Origin of the sequence: Gloeocapsopsis crepidinum LEGE 06123, from assembly GCF_015207655.1 — a bacterium.
GTDB classification, from domain to species: Bacteria; Cyanobacteriota; Cyanobacteriia; order Cyanobacteriales; family Chroococcidiopsidaceae; genus Gloeocapsopsis; species Gloeocapsopsis crepidinum.
Map to the genome: position 1 here is coordinate 1 of NZ_JADEWN010000003.1, position 18,599 is coordinate 18,599.

Here is an 18,599-nt window from a genome sequence, read left to right on the forward strand (position 1 = left end):
AGCCCTGCTCACAATAGTGAGCGCTACCGTCCAAAGTCTTGCCATCCACTACAATCATCGAATAGGTTCATCGGGAACGAATCTGCTGCACGCCAGTGGAGTATCAGCGCAGCAATCAGTGTTCCATTTACACTTTCATCTGATACCGCGATTCGATGGTGATGGGCTGGATGCGTGGCCAAAACTGCCATCAGCACAGTATGATAAAAACGAGCTTTTGGAAAGGCTACAAATGGAAGATTAACATTGACAACGATAGAGCTACGTCGAAAACGAAGCTGATTAAGCGTTGGCAACAAAGGCAAGCTTTGAAAAGGTAAGGCGGAAATTCCACCACTCAATTGTGCCTAAAATCCCATTGCTGCCGACGTGCTTCGCGCACCGAAGCTGATTACACTTCTTTACTGAAGTGGGTAATCTTAGGAAACTTACCTCGACGTCACCCTATCGTCAACTGTAAAAGCACCTGTGCCGTTCCTGCTGACGTAATTTCTCTACAAATCAAGTTTTCTGAATTACTCTCTGCCACAAAAGCGAATTTCCGCTTCTGCTGTCACTTTCTTACACTACTTATTCATGTATTAGTGGTTTTCCTGATAGGTGCAAGATGTGAGCGATCGCGTTCGAGAAGTTATTGCAGGTGTTGTCCATGTACTACGTGCTTGGCTGTTAGGACGAGTCATTTCCATGATTGCGATCGAGGTTGTAATTGGAATTGGATTGACCTTGCTTGATATCTCCCTTGCCTTAGTTTTAGGGGTCATTACCGGATTGTTAGAGTTTATTCCTGTTGTCGAACCAATTCTTTCCGCAGTTTCCGCAATTGTTGTTGCGATTAGCCAAGGTTTTATGCCCGCAGTTTACGTTGCAATATTTTATCTTGTCGTTCAACAGCTAGAAGGCAATGTAGTCACACCAATTGTGCAGCAGAAAACTGTCTCTTTACCACCAGCAATTACACTCGTTGCAGTTTTAGCAATGGGTGCTGTGTTCGGCGTCCTTGGTTCTCAAAGAGGGGCGAGAAGTGAGTGATTAGTGAGTAGTAGCTAGTGGCTAGTGAATAGTCCTGAGATTTGTTCGCGTAAGCGTGCCGGAGGCAATTATTTTGAATTAAAAGACTCTTCATAACTCATAACTCTTTTAAACTCAGCACTCAACACTGTATCTCCTCGTTCCTCACTTCCTCCAGCTTGCCCAGCAACCCCACTCCTGCTGTTGTAAAAAGAATGGCGAGGATCTAGCGATCAAGTAGTACTTCTGGATCGTCGTCAATCGAGAGTAGAAATTGAATTAAGTCAGTTTGATCTTTGACAGAAAAACCAGCTTGTTTGTCAACCCAGTAATTGTGACCGCTACCATCGACATTAACTCGTTGTAAATCAGAATTAGCACGATTTGCAGCAACGACAGGTTTACGCAGATTGCGATCTACAAGTACCCGCAAACTCGCACTTGGATCGGGTTGGATATTTTGTAGTAACGTACCAGCTATTCCTAACTGATCGGGGTTAGCTACCTTAAAGCCTTTTTTATCAGGTTTGAGTGCTTCTGAACTTGCAGCAACACCTCCATCATGTAAATATGGGGCACTCAGGTAAAGTCCAATTAAGTTAGGAACCTTGAATCCTCCTAGAGGATCGCTTTGCGCGTAAGCTAGTTCAATATCTTCTTTGGGTGTGATATCGGTAGGAACTGGGATAACAGGAGGATCAGGAGGCAAAGGAACCGATACATTAGGTGGATAAGTTTGAGGTGGAACAAATAGTTTAGCAAAACCTTTTGATGCTTGGGCGCGGGATGGTTGCGTACCAATTTTGCGTTGAGCAATCACATCGTGGTTTGTAAAGTAGCGTCCGCTGTGACAATCGACACAACCTGCTTTATTAAAGATTGCAGCACCATGTTTTAAAACTTCGCTATCATCTGTAGGTTGATACGGTGGTGGCGCTAAGGTGTTTTGATACGCCGACATACCGTTAATTTGTTCTGCAACTTTATATCCTGGAGAAGCTGCCATTAACCCGTTCTGCATAAATAAACTACCTTTGGGGTATTCTGGCATTTTGATCACTTCGTTGAAACCTGGTTCTCCTGGGGTGGGATCAATTTTCTCAAAAAATTCTGACGGTTTGACTTTTTCTGGCAAGCGGAATTTAGAATTGGAGGCATTTTGCAGCATCGTCCCTAGATAAATCTCTTTATCAACTCCCAAGAGTTCGCCACCCGCATCAGCTGTCGTTGCGGGATCTGCATTGACACCAAACACAGCATTATTTAATGTTGTTAAACCGTGGAACCAGCCAATAGAAGCAACACCACTCCAACTATAAGGCCAAGAGCCGTGAGTGTAAGATGAGGGAATTTGTGAGGGATTGTTTTTTTAAGTCTCCATTTGAGGTAAAGTTTCCAGGAGGCCAAGATAGCAAGTCAGTATCAACTGCATCTTCCATTGCTTTGATATCTGGTAGACGGGCTTCTTGTCCGTCTTTGTTAATGTAAATGCGATCGCCTAATGGCATTTCTGTAGGATTAGCACTTGCTTGACGAAACAATGCTGCGGAGTTACTTGCAAATGCAATAATTAAACCCGTGTCTACATCATTATTTGGCGCACCCTCTAAAACGCGACCTGTTTCTGAACTTACTGCGGCATGACACAACGCACAAGTCACGCCGACACGTACTTTCCCTCGATCTAGAAACGAGCGAATTCCTAAAGGAAACAGCGAACCTTTGGGAACATCGATACCTGTATTAAGTACTGTACCTGCACTAAAAGTGCGATTACCTACCGTAACATCTTCATCCAAAGTGACTTGTAAATTTGTTGTTGGTTTTCCTCCCAATGCCAAGATTGCTTTGCTCAAACTCCCAATATTCAACGGTCCATCCAGAATTCCGATGACATCAGTAAATAAATACTCATTGCCAAACGTTTCTAAGTAAAACGCTTTACGACCGAGATCGACAAGTTCTTCACTAACTTCTACTGCACCATTTTCTGGCGAAAGTTCTTGTCTTCCTATCTCAGTTTGCAACAGTTGGTCAGCTTCCGCCTGACTTACTGCATGACCTAACACATCATAAGAACCAATTTCCTGCGGTGCAGCCTTCGTTAATGGTGTATATGTGTTGTAAAGACTTGGTGGTGTTCCAGGAAGTGCGAGTTCAATGCGAAAGGCAATAAACCCGACAAGAACAATCAAAGAAATCAAAATAATTATTGGACGTAATCGCATACGTACCTCACTACTAAAGCTAAAAGCAATTAGCCGTTAGCTTTTAGCTAATTGCTTTGATAGGTTTCAGTCGCTAAATTTCCATCGAATCCGTTTTTCGCATCCTCTGCGGTTCGTTAATCAGCCTCAACTTTCCAAGGTTGCCAAGACTTCTGTTTAACATCAATCTCACCTTTCTGAAGAGTTGCATCCCAGCGAGTGACTCCATTTTCTTGCCAGAATTGTAATTTAATACAAGCCTCGCCAACCTCTAAACGGTTGAGAGTAATCTCCGGTATCCAATGTGGCAGACAAGGATCGACATAAAGGAGTTTCTTAGGAGCATCTGCCTGCAAGCCTAAAATTGCTTGCAATAAATGAAAGATTGAACCAGCCGCCCAAGCTTGAGGAACATTAGCTTCAATGTATGGTACTGGAAAAGCACCAGGCGATCTGGTCACACCAGAGTAAAGTTCAGGTAAACGATAGCTAGCAAAATAGCTTGTTGCCTCAAAAAGGTCACGCGCTAGCCGCGCTGTTTCTTCTTTGAAGCCATAGCGCTTCAACCCTAAGGCAATAATGCCATTGTCATGAGGCCAGATACTCCCTCGATGGTAAGAGAAAGGATTAAATGCAGGATTATTCGCTGATAAAGTACGAATACCCCAACCACTGTACATATCTGGTGCAAGTAATTTTTGCACAACCTGTGCTGCACGTTCGGGAGAGACAATACCACTCCACAAACAATGTCCTGGATTTGACGCAATAGTATGCACTGGCTTTTTATCAGGGTCAAGTGTCAAAGCATAAAAACCGATGTCTTCACACCAAAAAGTTTCTTCAAACTGTGCTTGGAGTTTTGCCGCTTTAGTGCGTAGATGACTAGCGCGATCGCTCTCATCTAAATAATCAAAAATTTCTGCTATGCGCATCCACGCATCAAAAACATAACCTTGCAATTCACACAAAGCTTTTGGTGCTTTTACTTGACTACCATCAGGATAGACAATGGCATCTCCTGAATCTTTCCAACCCTGATTTTCGACACCACTGGGCGATCGCGTTTGATATTCTTGAAATCCATCACCGTCCAGATCGCCGTAGCGATCAATCCACTCTAAGCACTGCAAGATCGTATCGCGATAGTCGTGCAACAAGGAGTCGTCACCTGTCCATTTCCAAGCCTCGTGCAGCACAATAAGATACAAAGTTGTTGCATCTGCCGTACCATAATAAGGCGTATGTGGAATTTTCTGGAAATGTGCGAGTTCTCCTTTGCGAATCTCGTGTAATATTTTGCCTGGTTGGGCATCGCGCCAATCGTCCATTTCTGTAGCTTGCAACTGCGCGAGTTTCTTTAACGTTCCGCGAGCAAAACCAGGGTGCGTAATCATGTTTTGCAGCGTGACAATTAAACTATCACGCCCAAAAAGAGTGACAAACTTGGGTACACCCGCCGCTGGAAGCCATACATCAGGACCAAAATCATAATCGTACAGTCGTAATGCACCCATATCACTAACCGACTGACGATATGCTCGATAAACTTCTTCATTGGTAACTGTCACTTCTGTAACTGTTTCTAACCAACGATGATAAAGTTTTTCTAACTCGGTGTTAATTTCTTCATCGACTGCTTTGTAGTAGCAAATATGGATCGGTTCGCGTTTTAGGTCATTTTCTACCAAAATGTAGTTCCCACAGGTGTGCCAGCTTTCGCCTGGTTCTAATGCAATTTCAAAGTTAATCCGACCATTTGCGTAGTGGGGTTTTGAGTCATAGTTACGCGGTTGGTAAATTAAACTGCGGAAAAAATCTTTATTTTTGTAGATCGTATGCAGTTCTTTTTTCTCATTATCCCAGTTTGTTTCCAAACAGCCCCGACGCACTAATTGACCAGAGTTCACTTCAAAAATATCGGCAAAGTCTGATCGCAACGCAATTTCTAGAGTAAACTTTGCTGGTCTGAGTCCGTAGTTTGTTAGATCAAGATCTTCATGAATTCCATGTTCTACTGTACGGCTAATGATTAAAGATAGAGAATTTTGTTCAATATTTCCCTCTTCAGTAATAATTTCTGGATTCGTTAAATAAACTCGTGATGCATAATATGTCGTTGTGGTTGAGCGCAAACGTACCCACGAACTACTATTGGCATAACAGGCGTAGTAACTCAAAAAACGAGTATCTTCGGCAAAAATTCCCAAAAAACCATCTTGCTGAATTTGACCATCCAGGTCAGTAACCATGAACGTTCCGCCATGATTAATGGTTAAAATTGGTGGACCGACGGTGATGCGCATATAACTCCTGATAAATAGATAATAAATAAATGTGAAGGTTGGTAATTGGTAATTGGTAACTGGTCATCATCCACGAGTTTTCAATTAGGTAAACTCACTCCTCACTCCTCATAATTCAAAACGTGCTAAGGCACCGCTACGCTAACAAAACTCAAAACTACTTACTGAAGTGCTGGCAAAACTTTTTCGCCAAAGACATCAATAAACGCCTGCTGTTCGCGGTTGACGTTGTGTAATGTAATAACTTCAAAGCCCAGGTCAATATCTTTTTGTAACCATTCGATGTGTTGTTGGGGATCGGGGGAGATGCGGACATATTGATACATATCCCTTGGTTTGACAAAATCGGCGATCGCATCAAATTGCTGAGGACTGCGCAAATCGGCTAATACTGGACTTGTAAAAATGTTTGTCCGCCACTGATCGTAAGCACCCTCAAGTGCTGTTGCTTCATCTGCAGCATAGGAAAGCTGTACTTTAAGATACATTGGCTTACTTTCTCCACCACCACGCCGAAACGCTTCTACGACTTCTTTTAATTTGTCGTATGGGTGTGATATTGTAATCATCCCATCTGCCCACCCTGCTAACCACTCAGCAGTTTGTGGTGTAATCGCTGCACCAATAATTTTAGGGGGAACTTGAGGGCGAGTATAAAGCTTTGCTTCTTCTACGCAGACTAAACCGTAACGAGTGACTGTTTCGCCTCGCCATAAAGCCCGTATAATCTCGGCACACTCTTGTAAACGTGCGTTACGTTCTTCTTTAGCAGGCCAGCGATCACCTGTAATTTTCTCATTTAAAGCTTGACCACTACCCAAAGCTACCCAAAACCTTTCGGGGAACATTTCGGCTAATGTTGCTGCGGCTTGGGCAATAATCGCTGGATGATAGCGCTGTCCTGGAGCACAAACAACGCCAAAAGTCAAGGGTACAGCTTGCATTGCTGCACCTAACCAAGACCAGGCATAACCACTCTCGCCCTGGCGATCGCTCCACGGATAAAAATGATCCGAACATGATATCCGCTGAAATCCTGCACTATAAGCAGCTTGAGCGTATTGTAGCAGAGTACTCGGTTTAAATTGTTCGTGCGAACAGTGGTAGCCAAACTTAACCATAATACTAATTCGTAATTTGTAATTAATTATTCTCCTGTGCTTCCTCTGCCCCTGCTTACCCGTACGCAGCAACCTTAAAAGCAAAACGCTATCTAAAGAAGCGATCGCAAAAACATTTGCGTGATGTAGTACTGATTTCCTTCGCGCCAAACACCCACACCGGTTTCAGCAAAGACGGAACGTAAAATATTTTCACGATGTCCAGAACTCTCCATCCATCCCTGAACTGCAACAGGGACAGGATCGGAGATATTTGAACTGCGAAACAAATTTTCGCCCACCATTAAATACATGATTCCACCATCGCGCACTCGCTGTGCCGGAGTATCACCCTCTGGTCCTGTGTGACTGAAGAAATTTTCCTGCGCCATTCTTTGACTATATTGCCGTGCCACCTGGGCTAATCTTTCGTTGTTTTCCAGCGGTTGCAAATTGTTCTCCAAGCGAATTTTATTAATTTGTTGGCGGATCGCCACTTCCATTTCAGCAATGTTTGGTGTTTGTGCAGGAATTGAAGGTAACGGTTGATTAATGAACTGATCTGCGCCAGGTATTGATAAGACCAATTCTCTTACAGATTCACACCCTCCTAAAATCAAGGCAATAGGTGTACTTAAAACACATAATCTCCACAAAAATCGACTTTTGTTCATGCAGATGCTGTACTAGCTAAAGCTTTAATACGCGTAGATTCACTGACTCTTCTACCCTAAGCTGGAAGTTCAAAAAGTGGCAATTTCTTCCCTATTTGTAAAATTCACCCTTAACTGAAGTGCGATCGCATGTTCAAATAAATTACCAAATTGTCCTCAGCAAGACTAAGCCAATACCTGCAATTTGCGCAACCTAACTCATGACTAAAATGCCACAATTCCTCCAGCGATTGACAACCAGGGAAACAAGAGAACGCGAAATCGCTAATATTACTTAAGAGACGATCTCCGCATCACCACAAGCTTGATATTTGGTAAAGCATAGGAAACTCTAAACATCGCACTGCAGATTTGTGCTAGGGGTTTAGAGGAATGCGATCGCACTTCTTGGCGTTCATTGTGTTTGTGTCATTGCAGTCTCCTAATATTGACTGTAATTGTGTCATGCTAGCGATCGCAACTGTGTTATTAGTCATAGCTTCTTCTGCGCGTCGATAATCGGTTGCGTCTGGGTGTTCTTAAGAAAAACTGCATGACATTTCCTACAGTACTATCTGTACTACTTTCAGCAACACTGCTACTAATACTGCGTAATCCATGCAAATCTAAATAGCTAAATCCCACTTTGGAGAAAAAGGGAATTAAACAAAATAGAAAAGTATCAACTGTTTGATTGAAGACCCGAAATCCTGAAGGTCCCAAAATCCACACTAAGGGATAGCAAATCCACAACACGGTGAAATATGTTGTTAGGCGATCGTAAAAACTTGATAAATCGCCTCCTTGACTGCGCGTTTTAGCGCGTAATGGTCCCCAAATTCCCCACATCACAACCAAGAATGCAACAACACCGTTGATGTACCACAAATAGCGCACCCAAGGTATCACAGACAAATCAGCAACTAAGCCACACACAACAACAATTACCTGAGTCATCATCAATGCAGCAGGCAGCACCCAATCTTTTTTTGGTAAACGATGCATCCCTGTCCAAGATAGAGCTAATAATAATAAAGGCGTCGTGACAACCCAGTCTAAATAACGTGCGTAGTGGGTTATTTGCCCAGCAACTGCAACTTTCCCTTGCTCTAATTCTCCGTGTGGTAAAACCATTGAGAGATAAGCTAATCCTGACCAAATAGGAATAAATGCTGCAACTAAATACTCATACTGCGGTATACCACGCGGGTTTGTGCTTAGCGAAATAAAGTAAATCGCACCAACAGCCATTCCAACAATATAAAGCCAGTGAAATATAGCTTCTAAATCCATTGCTCCTCCAGAAAATTAATGAGGAAAAGTGTATTAAAGTCAACAAAAAAAGTATTTTACAACAATATTTTGATAGTTGATACTCCTTATAAATAAGGGGATATTCTTGCTTTTTCATCTTCTATCTGAAGGATGAATACAAATTAAAATAGAGTCATTTTTTTAGAGTGTACGTTGTATTCTTGGTAACATCAGCAAGTAGAAATAGAGCAGATTTTTAGTCTTATGTACTTCTCTTCTCTTGCTGTCGGTTGGTACGAAGAATTTGCAAAAATTTGTTTAGGTTAAAACTTCGCGGATCTATTCGCGTACCTGACCGATCAACTGCCCGATGTGTCGTAATTCGATTATCCGGAACGCTACTTTGGGCTATTAACCAAGCAAGCGAACGATATTGTTCTTCTGTGTAACCACTATGTCTTCTTGCATTATTTCTGCCACTTGGTGGAGTTTCTAGTGCTACATGATAAGCAAAGTTATTCACAGAAGGAGGAAAATTTGCATGAGTTTTTACAGCTTCTGGTCCTGAAGTACCATCAAAAACAGAATTTCCTGCACCAAAAGCTCGATATTCTGGTGGGACAAGATAAACAACTGTTCCATTTAGTTTAATTAATGCATGATAGCTTGCTTGCTGCCTTTCGTTGTAATGAGGTGTTTGGAAAAAATTAACTGTACTTGCAGCAGAACTGACTGTTTCATGTAAAACAACAATTGGTTGATTGGTAACAGGAACGCCATTAATATCGGTAGTCAGTCTTGCACCATAATTCGTTGGGTGTACCGGAACAACTTCATAATTTGGTTGATATGCGCTTTGGGAATTGCTGAATAATTGTGCTTCTACAGAAGTTGCGATTGCTTGTGAATTAGCTGGTTGACCCCATGATCCGGCTATGTTTGATATTGGTTTTGTTTTCGGTTGTGGTACGTGCCAAAGAGCTAAACTAAAAGTAAAAAAGCAAACTAATACAGCACTGGTAAATACGCTAATCCAAACTAAACGCCTCATGTTTTTAATTTAAAATTCACTTTAGTGAAACATTTTTTTAGCTTGAGGGCAATAATCTGCACAATTAATTGCCTCCTCCGTTAAAGCAATTTTAGGATTAACAGCACACCTCAAATAAGGATTGCTAGAAAAAAAGCGACAGTTGCTACAAGGAATCTTATTTAGTTGCTGTAAATCGATAACAACATGACTTTGTTTTCGTTTACGAAGCTTAGACAGCATACTGAGAAAAATGAATCCACCAGTAAGTAAGCCTAAAGACCCCCAAAAAGCACCTGTGTTAGGTATATTTACTTGATTCGGCGTTGCTGTATTCTGATTAATTTCTGTACGAGTCAGGTTGCTAAAATTTCTTTGTGCAAGCAAAGAGTTTTGGTTAAGCTTGTGCCCCTGCATACTATTTACCTCAAATTACAGTCACTTATCAGGATTTTGAGCGCATTGAAATTTGTATATCACACGTTTTTCTGGCAAGGATCATACGGTAATACCAAGTTGAAATACCATGTAAACTCGTATTCTTAAATCAACACCATTGAACAATTTCTGCTAACGATCAGTATTTGAAACAATTGTGACGAGAGAGTGACAGAAATTAAAAAGGCAAATTTTGTCATAAAATTATCTTGTTTAAGTAGTGCGATCGCAGAGTATAATTTTTAAACCTAAATAATTTGAGTAACAGCCTCTTACTTAGCGAGAAACACAAATGATGTCCGCTCCTCTATAGCCTATTCATATAACCTTAAAGTAGCATCCGGATGGATTAAATCATGTTTACTACTGATGCTTGCCACAATAACCTGAAATTAAGGCATAGTATTATTGAGATCCACCATCGTTTAATTATTCAAAAATAGCTACAAAAATCTTTCAATCAGAGGAGTAAGGTTCGCTGTGAATTTCGGTCGATGGATTGGCTTAATTGTTCTGCTGATTTCTTTGTATATCCTTTGGCAGATTCGGCAGCTGCTTCTACTCTTACTTACGGCAGTTGTAATAGCAACAGCTTTAAATCGGTTAGTTTTACAACTACAAAGATTAAACGTCAAACGCGGTTGGGCAGTTTTAATTACTTTAACAAGTTTATTGGCGCTTCTCGTTGGCTTTTTTGTCCTTATTGTACCTGCATTTATTGAACAATTTCAACAACTTATTGCTCTACTTCCTACAGGCTTGGTGCGAATTCAAACTTGGCTAAGTTGGTTAGAACTGCAGATCGTCGAACGATTTCCTAATTTACCAGGTAACTTACCTGATATTAGTAGCTTAATTCAACAAATTCAGCCGATTGTTACTCAGTTATTAGGTCAATCTGTTAACTTTTTCTCAACTTCGATTACCGCATTACTACAGTTTCTCTTAGTCCTGGTGTTAACACTGATGTTGCTAGCACAGCCTCAGCCGTATCGTCAGTCATTTATCCGACTTTTTCCTTCATTCTATCGCCGTCGAGTCGATGAGATTTTGACACGGTGTGATGTTGCATTGGGAAGTTGGGCTGTTGGTGCAGTGATTGAAGGAATATTTATTGCAGTCTTAAGTGGATTGGGATTATGGATTATTGGCGTACCCTTAGCCTTAGCCCATGCAATGCTTGCTGGTTTATTGAACTTTATTCCTAATATTGGACCGACATTGAGTGCAGTATTTCCGATCGCGATCGCACTCCTTGATGCTCCTTGGAAATCAGTTGCGGTTCTCATACTATACATAGTTATTCAAAATATCGAAAGTTACTGGCTAACTCCATTAGTCATGGCACATCAAGTAGCTTTGTTACCAGCTATTACATTAACAGCACAGTTATTATTTGCAGGCTTTTTCGGTGCATTAGGATTATTGATGGCACTACCACTAACTGTTATTGCCAAAACATGGTTAGAGGAAGTCTTGTTTATAGATATTTTAGATAAATGGCGTCACCCCCAAGCTAAAGTGATGCATGAGGAAGTCATTTATGATACTAATACAGATTACGATCCAGAAATTAGTGAGGAGTGGAAAGAAGTCTAAGTTCAATGACTAACCATGCTCCTTTTGATCTGCTTGAAGTTTATTTAATTCAAATAAACTAATTATTACGCCTGCAATTGGCACTGATAGAAAAACACCGCCTAAACCTGCAATTCTTGCACCTACTAGCAAGGAAAAAAACATGAAAACAGGGTAATAACGATAATTGATACTCAGGCAACTCCGATTGTTGCGCCAATACCAGGAATTAAGTCAAATACTCCGGCGATCGTAGCAAGTAACAAAGCAAAGGGTGCTTATAATAGTAGCAAAACAACGTAAACTGAGACGCCAAAGAAGAGTGACAAAAGAAAACGTCCCCAGAAAAAACTGAGAAAATTGTGTTGAATTGCATGAGTTATTTTATTGCGCCAATGAGAGGGAAAAACTTATAAAAGAAAATACCATAATCGCTTGCCAGCAAGTAGTATAAACAAGGCGATCGCAGCAATAATAATTAAATTGACAATATTAGTAATAGGGCTTGTAATGTAGCAAAGCCAAATCCTACTCCAGCTAAGGCTTGATTGCGAATTTGTTCTTCAATAGCCTCAAAATCTACTTGAAAGTTAAATTGCTGTGGGCTTGTTCTAGTTGTTCTATTGCAGGTAGAACACTATTTAAGAGTTCTGGGGCTTGGTTGATAAGTTGTTTGCCTTGTGACAAAATCGCTAAATCAATTGTGAAAACTATAGCTAGTAGAAGAAAAATACTTAAGAGAAAGACAAGTATGACGGCTACAGTGTGAGGTAAGAAACGCTCTATCCAACGTATTCGTTGCAATAATTGCTACTATCTTCTTCCAATGAGACTATGCCATGTACGCATACATTTACGGCGGAAATTAGTTAATACTGGCGACGATCGCTTTTGGTTTGCTTGGTCAGAAATAGGTATTGCATACTCTTCTGGTACAATTGGAGATCCATGTTGTTTGGCATAGACTTTAGTAAATTCTGCACCTAAAAATAAAATATGGGCAGCGTAGTAAATCCAGGTGATAATAATTAAAAATGAGCCAGCAACACCATAAGCTGAACCAAAATCTGTTTGACCTAAAAATAAACCAAAAAAGTACTGACCTAGCATGAATAATACTGTAGTGAAAATCGAGCCTACTAAGGCATCACGCCACCTTACCTTGGCATCAGGTAATACAGTATAAATCGCGGCAAATAAAACTGTAATCATACTAAAAGAGACTACAAAGCTAAGAATTTGCCACCAATAGCCCTGCCCAGGTGTTAACTCATTTAAAACATCAACAACTGAGGCTAAGACTGTGTTAGCAACGAAAGAAACAAGAAGTAAAAATGCAATTACTAGCACCATTGCAAACGACAACAATCGTTTACGTAGAAAGTGTGTAATATGCTTCCCTGGTACTGGTTTAACTTCCCAGATTTTGTCAAGTGCATTTTGAATTTGGGCAAAAACTCCAGAAGCACCAAACGCAAAAAAAGCTAAGTTAAAAATTAAGCGGAATGGTCCTCCTGTAGCATCTTGTCGCATATTAGCGATCGCTGTTGCAATCACCTCAGCACTTCCAGTGCCGACAATACCTTGGATTTGATTGACAAGTTGTTGCTTTGCTGTTGCTTCGCCATAAATTGCCCCTACCATCATAATGACAAGGATCATGAGTGGTACAAGCGAGAAAACTGTGTAATATGCCAAAGACGAAGCTAATAATGAAACTTGATTAAATTGCCACTCTGAAAATGTCTCCTTAAGTAGCTGCCATACATTCCTTACATATTTCATGACAATTCAAGAACTTTACTCCTTAGTTTTAATTTATACTTAACGCGGGAAATGTAGCACTATGATTGAGGTTTCTGGATGAGTGCGAGCAATCACTTCTGGTTCTGTTCCTAACATTCGCATACTTAAAATATCAGGGTGATTTCCTGAAGTTAGGATCAGTAAATCGTCAGGTTGTAACATTTTGGCAACGCGGCTGACAAAATTTCCCCGTACATGCTCAATTGTTGCTTCAGTTTGGACTGGAGGAATTTTAGGTGCTTTGCGGCGAGAATTTCTTGTGACGTGCAGTACTTCTAAATTTGCTTTTAGTTCGTCAGCTAGAGTTTCTGCTAAAGATATTGTTTTTTGCAGCTTAGATGAGGCAAAGTCTAAATCAGTGAGTGCAAGAATAACACGTTCAGTATTTCTAATTGGCTGAGCAAATCGCGCTACTAACACAGGTACGGTTGCTTGACGGATAACATTGTCAATGACACTGCCAAAAAAATTATCGCGATAGCTAGAATAACCTTTCCAACCGCAAACAATAAGATTAGCATCGCGTTCTTGTGCTGCTCTGAGAATTCCTTTTTCAATTGAATCATCAACGCGCCCAATTGTTTCGACTGACGTTACTGCTGCATGAGCGATTGTTTCGGCTTTAGCTAAGAGTTCTTGTTGCTGTATTCTTTTCTCAGCAGTTACCGCTCCACTACTGTCACTCAGAATATGTAAGGGTAGTAATGTTCCATCACTATTTTTTGCCAAAATTATTGCAAGTTTTAAGAGATGATCTTCGGTACTAGGGTTAGCAACAGGAACTAGAATACGATCTGCTAACTTTTGTGCTGTCTCTGTTGTCGGAGTTACGGCATCGGGTTTCACGCCTTTGCCCCAACGTGTTGTTATCCAGGGAGAAGCAATACACGTTACTAAAATCATGGCGATCGTGCCATTTACTGTTAGCTGATCGACTAAATCAATCTCAAATGCAACTGTAATTGCGGCAAGAGTTGATGCAGCCTGTGCAACTGAAAGACCAAACATCAACATTACGTTAGGAAACTGCAATCCAATAATTTTACCTGTTCCCCATGCTGGTAAAAATTTAGCAACAATTGCTACAAAAGTCATCACTCCTGCTACTAATAAAGAGCGTGGTTCGCTAATTAAAATACTTGGATTAATTAGCATCCCAACAGAAATAAGAAAAAATGGGATGAATAAAGTATTCCCAATAAATTGAATACGATTCATTAAAGGACTCAACTGAGGAATCAATTGGGTAATTGCAATTCCAGCTAAAAAAGCCCCAATAATTGGTTCAATTTCAATTAATTCAGCTACATAAGATACAATAAATAAGGTAGCAACAACAAAGGTGAATTCTGCACTTTCATCGTGTCCAAACTTCCGAAAAAACCAACGACCAATCTTAGGAACTCCCCATAAAGTGGCAAAAGTATAAATTGTTAAAGCTGGAATCAGAAATAACCAAAAACCTAAGGTTAAACTTCCTTGATGGGCGCGAACAACAACCGCTAAAACAAGAAGTGCTAAAACATTTGCAATTAATGTTCCTCCCAAAACTGTTGTGACAGCTTGAGTACGCATCACTCCTAACCGCATAGCGATAGGTAGCGCCAGGAGGGTGTGCGAAGCAAAACAGGAAGCTACTAAAATTGAGGCAAGTAAGCCATAACCTAGTAGCAACATACTACCAGTTCCTAAGAGCATCGGAATGATAAAAGTTGCTAATCCAAAAACAACTGCTTTATCAGCGTTATACTTCAAATCGTCCAGGCTTGTTTCCAAACCAGCCATGAACATCAAAAATAGCAATCCTACAGTACCAAGTAAAATAATTGTGCTATCACGCTCTAATAGTCCAAAACCATAGGGACCTACTGCTAATCCTGCTAAAATTAAACCGACAATACCTGGTAGTTTGATCCGCTCAAATAATAGCGGGGCAACTAGCATAATTGCCATAATAATAAGAAATACTGGCACAGGATCGGTAATTGGACCAGAAAAAACTGATGGACGAAAAATCTCAACAAGCGATCGCCCAGTATTTTGCGTACACAACCAACTCGCCTGCACGAATGTTAGAAAAGATACTTGATAGAAATTTATGATTTCCATTGTGCTTTGAGTGTAAAGATTGCTAATAGGTAAGGTATACATATCAATTTTTATTCCTAAAAATATCTATATTTAGTTACTTTTTTTAATAAATAAAACCTGTAAATCAAGATATTTGATCGATTGAGCGCCCAGTATAAAAGAACTACAAGTTATTGGCTACAAGTACGGAGATATAATCTTTAATGATTTAAAAATTGTCATTTTTCCATCATATATATTGAATAAAGTAATAAAGATAACGGTTTTTACAAACAGGTAATGGCTAGCAGTGTAACTTTAATCCATAACCTAACTGCCAGAAACAGTGTCGGGGGGCAAATCATATGACAGCAACAGAAGAAAAATTGCTGGAACATCATTGGCATAATCTACCACTACAGGAAGTTGCTCAAAGTTTAGATAGCGATCCTAAAACTGGTTTATCCGCTGCTGAAGTGTCGCAAAGACAGCAAAAGTATGGTTCAAATGAGTTAAAAGGTAAACCAGGGAAAAGCCCAATAATACGGTTTTTGTTGCAATTTAATCAACCACTGCTTTATATCTTATTGATTGCAGGTGCAATTAAAGCATTACTGGGATCTTGGACAAATGCTGGGGTCATTTGGGGTGTTACTGTCATCAATGCAATCATTGGCTATGTACAAGAATCGAAAGCCGAAAGTGCGATCGCCGCGCTGGCTTCTGCGGTAAAAACGGAAGCGACAGTATTGCGTGACGGACAAAAAGTCAGGGTATCTTCCACAGAGATTGTGCCTGGAGATATTGTGATACTGGCTTCTGGAGATAAAGTTCCCGCAGATGTACGATTATTCGATATCCGCAACTTGCAAGTCAATGAATCAGCGTTGACAGGAGAATCGGTTGCGGTCGAAAAAAATACAAGACAAGTAGAAACTGATGCCCCCTTAGCCGAACGCACTAATATGGCGTATGCAGGTAGCTTTGTGACGTTTGGGACTGGTAGCGGTGTTGTGATTGCGATCGGGCAAGATACAGAAACCGGACGCATTTCGCAGTTAATGGATCGCGGAACAAACTTAACAACACCTTTAACACGCAAGTTTGATCGCTTCAGCAAGACGCTGTTGTACATTATCTTGGGTGTTGCGGCTTTAACCGTGGCTGTAGGTATTGGTTACGGAAACTCCTTAATCGATATGTTTGAAGCTGCTGTTGCTTTGGCTGTGAGTGCTATTCCTGAAGGCTTACCTGCTGTTGTCACAATCACACTCGCCATTGGTGTTTCGCGCATGGCACGGCGTCATGCAATTATTCGCAAACTACCTGCTGTCGAAACTCTTGGTGGTGCTACTGTTATTTGTTCTGACAAAACTGGAACGCTCACCGAAAACCAAATGACGGTGCAAGCAATTTATGCCGGAGAACGACAATATAAAGTTACGGGTAATGGGTATAATCCAGAAGGGGAGATTGTTGTTGATATAGATATACCTGATGGTGCTGCGGCACAGCAGAGTGCAGATCTTAACTCAAATGTTGCTTTACATGCCTGTTTAACTGCAGGGCTACTGTGTAATGACTCGCGCATAGAAGTCAAAGATGGGCAGAATACCGTGATTGGCGATCCGACTGAAGGAGCTTTGATTATTGCTGCCAATAAAGCAGGGCTGAATGTTTCTCATGAAGAAGCAATGCCAAGAGTGGATGTAATTCCTTTCGAGTCTGAGTTTCAGTATATGGCAACATTGCATAAGCAGGAGCGTGGACAACGGATAATTTATGTCAAAGGTTCGGTAGAAGCATTGCTACAGCGTTGCGAACAGATGTTGAATGCCCAAGGGGAACTCCAACCAGTAGATGCAGAACTCATTCAGCAACAAGTTGATACAATGGCGAACGAAGGATTGCGAGTGCTAGCTTTTGCCCAAAAAACTGTATCAGCACAGCAATCGCTCGATCGCGATGATATTGCCACAGGCTTAAGCTTCCTTGGATTGCAGGGAATGATCGATCCGCCACGTCAAGAAGCCATTAGGGCAGTCAAAACCTGTCAGGAAGCAGGAATTCAAGTCAAAATGATCACTGGAGATCACGCTGTCACTGCACGGGCGATCGCTCAACGTATGGGCTTTAATCATCATGAAGAAGTGATTGCGTATACCGGAAAACAACTTGCACAGATGGACGATCGCGAACTGGCTAATGCGGTAGAAGATGGTGCAGTGTTTGCGCGTGTTGCCCCAGAACAGAAACTTCGTTTAGTAGAAGCTTTACAATCTAAGGGTGAAATTGTCGCCATGACCGGCGATGGTGTAAACGATGCCCCTGCTTTAAAACAAGCTGATATTGGCACTGCAATGGGCGGCGCAGGAACCGAAGTCGCCAAAGAAGCCGCTGACATGATTTTAACAGATGATAACTTCGCCTCGATTGAAGCCGCAGTCGAAGAAGGACGCACAGTTTATCGGAACTTATTGAAAGCGATCGCGTTTATTCTTCCTGTCAATGGTGGCGAATCAATGACGATTTTAATTAGCGTGTTGCTAGCCCGCGTTCTCCCGATTCTCTCGTTACAAGTTCTGTGGTTAAACATGGTGAATTCAATTGCGATGACTGTACCCCTCGCTTTTGAACCCAAATCAGAAATTGTTATGCAGCAGGAACCACGTAATCCAAACGAACCGCTGCTTTCTCGCAGACTACTGTATCGCATCATCTTGATTTCTGTATTCAACTGGATTTTGATTTTTGGAATGTTTGAATGGGTACTCCGCGATACTGGAAATGTTGATTTAGCCCGGACAATGGCGATTCAATCACTGGTTTCTGGTAGGATCTTTTATCTGCTGAGTTTGAGTCAACTGGGAACTGCGATCGCAACTCGACTCATTGGACGCCGCAGAGAATCATTTAGCGATGCTCGTGCTATTTTAATCGGAATTGTTGGTGCAGTTATTCTCCAAATTATTTTCAGTCAAGTGGGTTTCATGAATACCTTGTTCTCTACAGCGCCACTCAACTGGAATCAATGGCTGATTTGTCTGCTTGTTGGTTTACCAATGATTCCCACTGCAATTATTGCTAACCGTATCGATCCAATCGAAAAGCCTTCTTCAAGAAAAAGATAGCAGCACAAAGGTCAA

At 41.2% G+C, this 18,599-nt stretch carries 16 protein-coding genes; 4 read left to right on the forward strand and 12 right to left on the reverse strand.

The window, feature by feature from the left end; all coding sequences use genetic code 11:
* Together IQ230_RS01595 and IQ230_RS01600 are read left to right on the forward strand one after the other, a co-directional pair.
* Positions 1 to 244 (forward strand): HIT family protein (locus tag IQ230_RS01595; protein ID WP_193930193.1); only part of this gene is annotated, 244 nt, incomplete at its 5' end.
* 365 nt (positions 245 to 609) lie between these two features.
* On the forward strand, positions 610 to 1,032 hold the full coding sequence (locus tag IQ230_RS01600; RefSeq protein ID WP_193930195.1) for an AI-2E family transporter: 423 nt from the start codon (positions 610 to 612) through the stop codon (positions 1,030 to 1,032).
* A 205-nt stretch (positions 1,033 to 1,237) separates the two neighbouring features.
* Here the strand turns inward: IQ230_RS01600 and IQ230_RS26335 are convergent, their stop codons facing one another.
* The 8 genes from IQ230_RS26335 to IQ230_RS01635 all read right to left on the reverse strand — a co-directional run bounded on the left by IQ230_RS26335 (position 1,238) and on the right by IQ230_RS01635 (position 9,978).
* Positions 1,238 to 2,266, reverse strand: a complete 1,029-nt coding sequence (locus IQ230_RS26335; RefSeq protein ID WP_322742251.1) for a di-heme oxidoredictase family protein — start codon at positions 2,264 to 2,266, stop codon at positions 1,238 to 1,240.
* Positions 2,267 to 2,324: 58 nt separating this feature from the next.
* Entirely contained in the window at positions 2,325 to 3,239 is a 915-nt protein-coding gene (locus tag IQ230_RS26340; RefSeq protein WP_228054494.1) for a hypothetical protein, read from the reverse strand.
* Positions 3,240 to 3,355: 116 nt separating this feature from the next.
* A complete protein-coding gene (locus IQ230_RS01610) occupies positions 3,356 to 5,524 on the reverse strand; it encodes an amylo-alpha-1,6-glucosidase (protein WP_193930197.1) in 2,169 nt (722 codons plus the stop codon).
* Positions 5,525 to 5,685: 161 nt separating this feature from the next.
* A complete protein-coding gene (locus tag IQ230_RS01615; RefSeq protein ID WP_193930199.1) occupies positions 5,686 to 6,645 on the reverse strand; it encodes a TIGR03885 family FMN-dependent LLM class oxidoreductase in 960 nt (319 codons plus the stop codon).
* Between the two features lie 92 nt (positions 6,646 to 6,737).
* Positions 6,738 to 7,298 (reverse strand): CAP domain-containing protein, encoded by a 561-nt coding sequence (locus IQ230_RS01620; RefSeq protein ID WP_193930201.1) that lies wholly within the window; start codon positions 7,296 to 7,298, stop codon positions 6,738 to 6,740.
* A gap of 468 nt (positions 7,299 to 7,766) precedes the next feature.
* On the reverse strand, positions 7,767 to 8,570 hold the full coding sequence (locus tag IQ230_RS01625; RefSeq protein ID WP_193930203.1) for a bacteriorhodopsin: 804 nt from the start codon (positions 8,568 to 8,570) through the stop codon (positions 7,767 to 7,769).
* A gap of 223 nt (positions 8,571 to 8,793) precedes the next feature.
* On the reverse strand, positions 8,794 to 9,582 hold the full coding sequence (locus IQ230_RS01630; protein WP_193930205.1) for a peptidoglycan recognition protein family protein: 789 nt from the start codon (positions 9,580 to 9,582) through the stop codon (positions 8,794 to 8,796).
* 21 nt (positions 9,583 to 9,603) lie between these two features.
* Positions 9,604 to 9,978 carry a hypothetical protein gene (locus IQ230_RS01635; protein WP_193930207.1) on the reverse strand — a complete coding sequence of 125 codons (375 nt, stop codon included), beginning with the start codon at positions 9,976 to 9,978 and terminating at the stop codon, positions 9,604 to 9,606.
* 501 nt (positions 9,979 to 10,479) lie between these two features.
* Between IQ230_RS01635 and IQ230_RS01640 the strand changes: the two genes are divergently transcribed.
* On the forward strand, positions 10,480 to 11,598 hold the full coding sequence (locus IQ230_RS01640) for an AI-2E family transporter (RefSeq protein WP_193930209.1): 1,119 nt from the start codon (positions 10,480 to 10,482) through the stop codon (positions 11,596 to 11,598).
* A 9-nt stretch (positions 11,599 to 11,607) separates the two neighbouring features.
* Here IQ230_RS01640 and IQ230_RS27250 read toward each other — a convergent pair whose 3' ends face one another.
* The 4 genes from IQ230_RS27250 to IQ230_RS01655 form a co-directional block, all read right to left on the reverse strand.
* A complete protein-coding gene (locus IQ230_RS27250; RefSeq protein WP_265576178.1) occupies positions 11,608 to 11,742 on the reverse strand; it encodes a hypothetical protein in 135 nt (44 codons plus the stop codon).
* Positions 11,743 to 12,156: 414 nt separating this feature from the next.
* Positions 12,157 to 12,381, reverse strand: a complete 225-nt coding sequence (locus IQ230_RS26345) for a hypothetical protein (RefSeq protein WP_228054495.1) — start codon at positions 12,379 to 12,381, stop codon at positions 12,157 to 12,159.
* Between the two features lie 9 nt (positions 12,382 to 12,390).
* A complete protein-coding gene (locus IQ230_RS01650) occupies positions 12,391 to 13,362 on the reverse strand; it encodes a YihY/virulence factor BrkB family protein (protein ID WP_193930211.1) in 972 nt (323 codons plus the stop codon).
* Between the two features lie 39 nt (positions 13,363 to 13,401).
* On the reverse strand, positions 13,402 to 15,534 hold the full coding sequence (locus IQ230_RS01655; RefSeq protein WP_193930213.1) for a cation:proton antiporter domain-containing protein: 2,133 nt from the start codon (positions 15,532 to 15,534) through the stop codon (positions 13,402 to 13,404).
* A 284-nt stretch (positions 15,535 to 15,818) separates the two neighbouring features.
* Between IQ230_RS01655 and IQ230_RS01660 the strand changes: the two genes are divergently transcribed.
* Positions 15,819 to 18,584 carry a cation-translocating P-type ATPase gene (locus tag IQ230_RS01660; protein WP_193930215.1) on the forward strand — a complete coding sequence of 922 codons (2,766 nt, stop codon included), beginning with the start codon at positions 15,819 to 15,821 and terminating at the stop codon, positions 18,582 to 18,584.
* Positions 18,585 to 18,599 lie beyond the last annotated feature (15 nt).

What these genes read in the sequence shown, in the direction of transcription:
- IQ230_RS26340 (WP_228054494.1), bottom strand. Translation starts at nt 3,239, where the DNA reads ATGCGATTACGTCCAATAATTATTTTGATTTCTTTGATTGTTCTTGTC.
- IQ230_RS01610 (WP_193930197.1), bottom strand. Translation starts at nt 5,524, where the DNA reads ATGCGCATCACCGTCGGTCCACCAATTTTAACCATTAATCATGGCGGA.
- IQ230_RS01615 (WP_193930199.1), bottom strand. Translation starts at nt 6,645, where the DNA reads ATGGTTAAGTTTGGCTACCACTGTTCGCACGAACAATTTAAACCGAGT.
- IQ230_RS01620 (WP_193930201.1), bottom strand. Translation starts at nt 7,298, where the DNA reads ATGAACAAAAGTCGATTTTTGTGGAGATTATGTGTTTTAAGTACACCT.
- IQ230_RS01625 (WP_193930203.1), bottom strand. Translation starts at nt 8,570, where the DNA reads ATGGATTTAGAAGCTATATTTCACTGGCTTTATATTGTTGGAATGGCT.
- IQ230_RS01630 (WP_193930205.1), bottom strand. Translation starts at nt 9,582, where the DNA reads ATGAGGCGTTTAGTTTGGATTAGCGTATTTACCAGTGCTGTATTAGTT.
- IQ230_RS01635 (WP_193930207.1), bottom strand. Translation starts at nt 9,978, where the DNA reads ATGCAGGGGCACAAGCTTAACCAAAACTCTTTGCTTGCACAAAGAAAT.
- IQ230_RS27250 (WP_265576178.1), bottom strand. Translation starts at nt 11,742, where the DNA reads ATGTTTTTTTCCTTGCTAGTAGGTGCAAGAATTGCAGGTTTAGGCGGT.
- IQ230_RS01650 (WP_193930211.1), bottom strand. Translation starts at nt 13,362, where the DNA reads ATGAAATATGTAAGGAATGTATGGCAGCTACTTAAGGAGACATTTTCA.
- IQ230_RS01655 (WP_193930213.1), bottom strand. Translation starts at nt 15,534, where the DNA reads ATGTATACCTTACCTATTAGCAATCTTTACACTCAAAGCACAATGGAA.
- IQ230_RS01660 (WP_193930215.1), top strand. Translation starts at nt 15,819, where the DNA reads ATGACAGCAACAGAAGAAAAATTGCTGGAACATCATTGGCATAATCTA.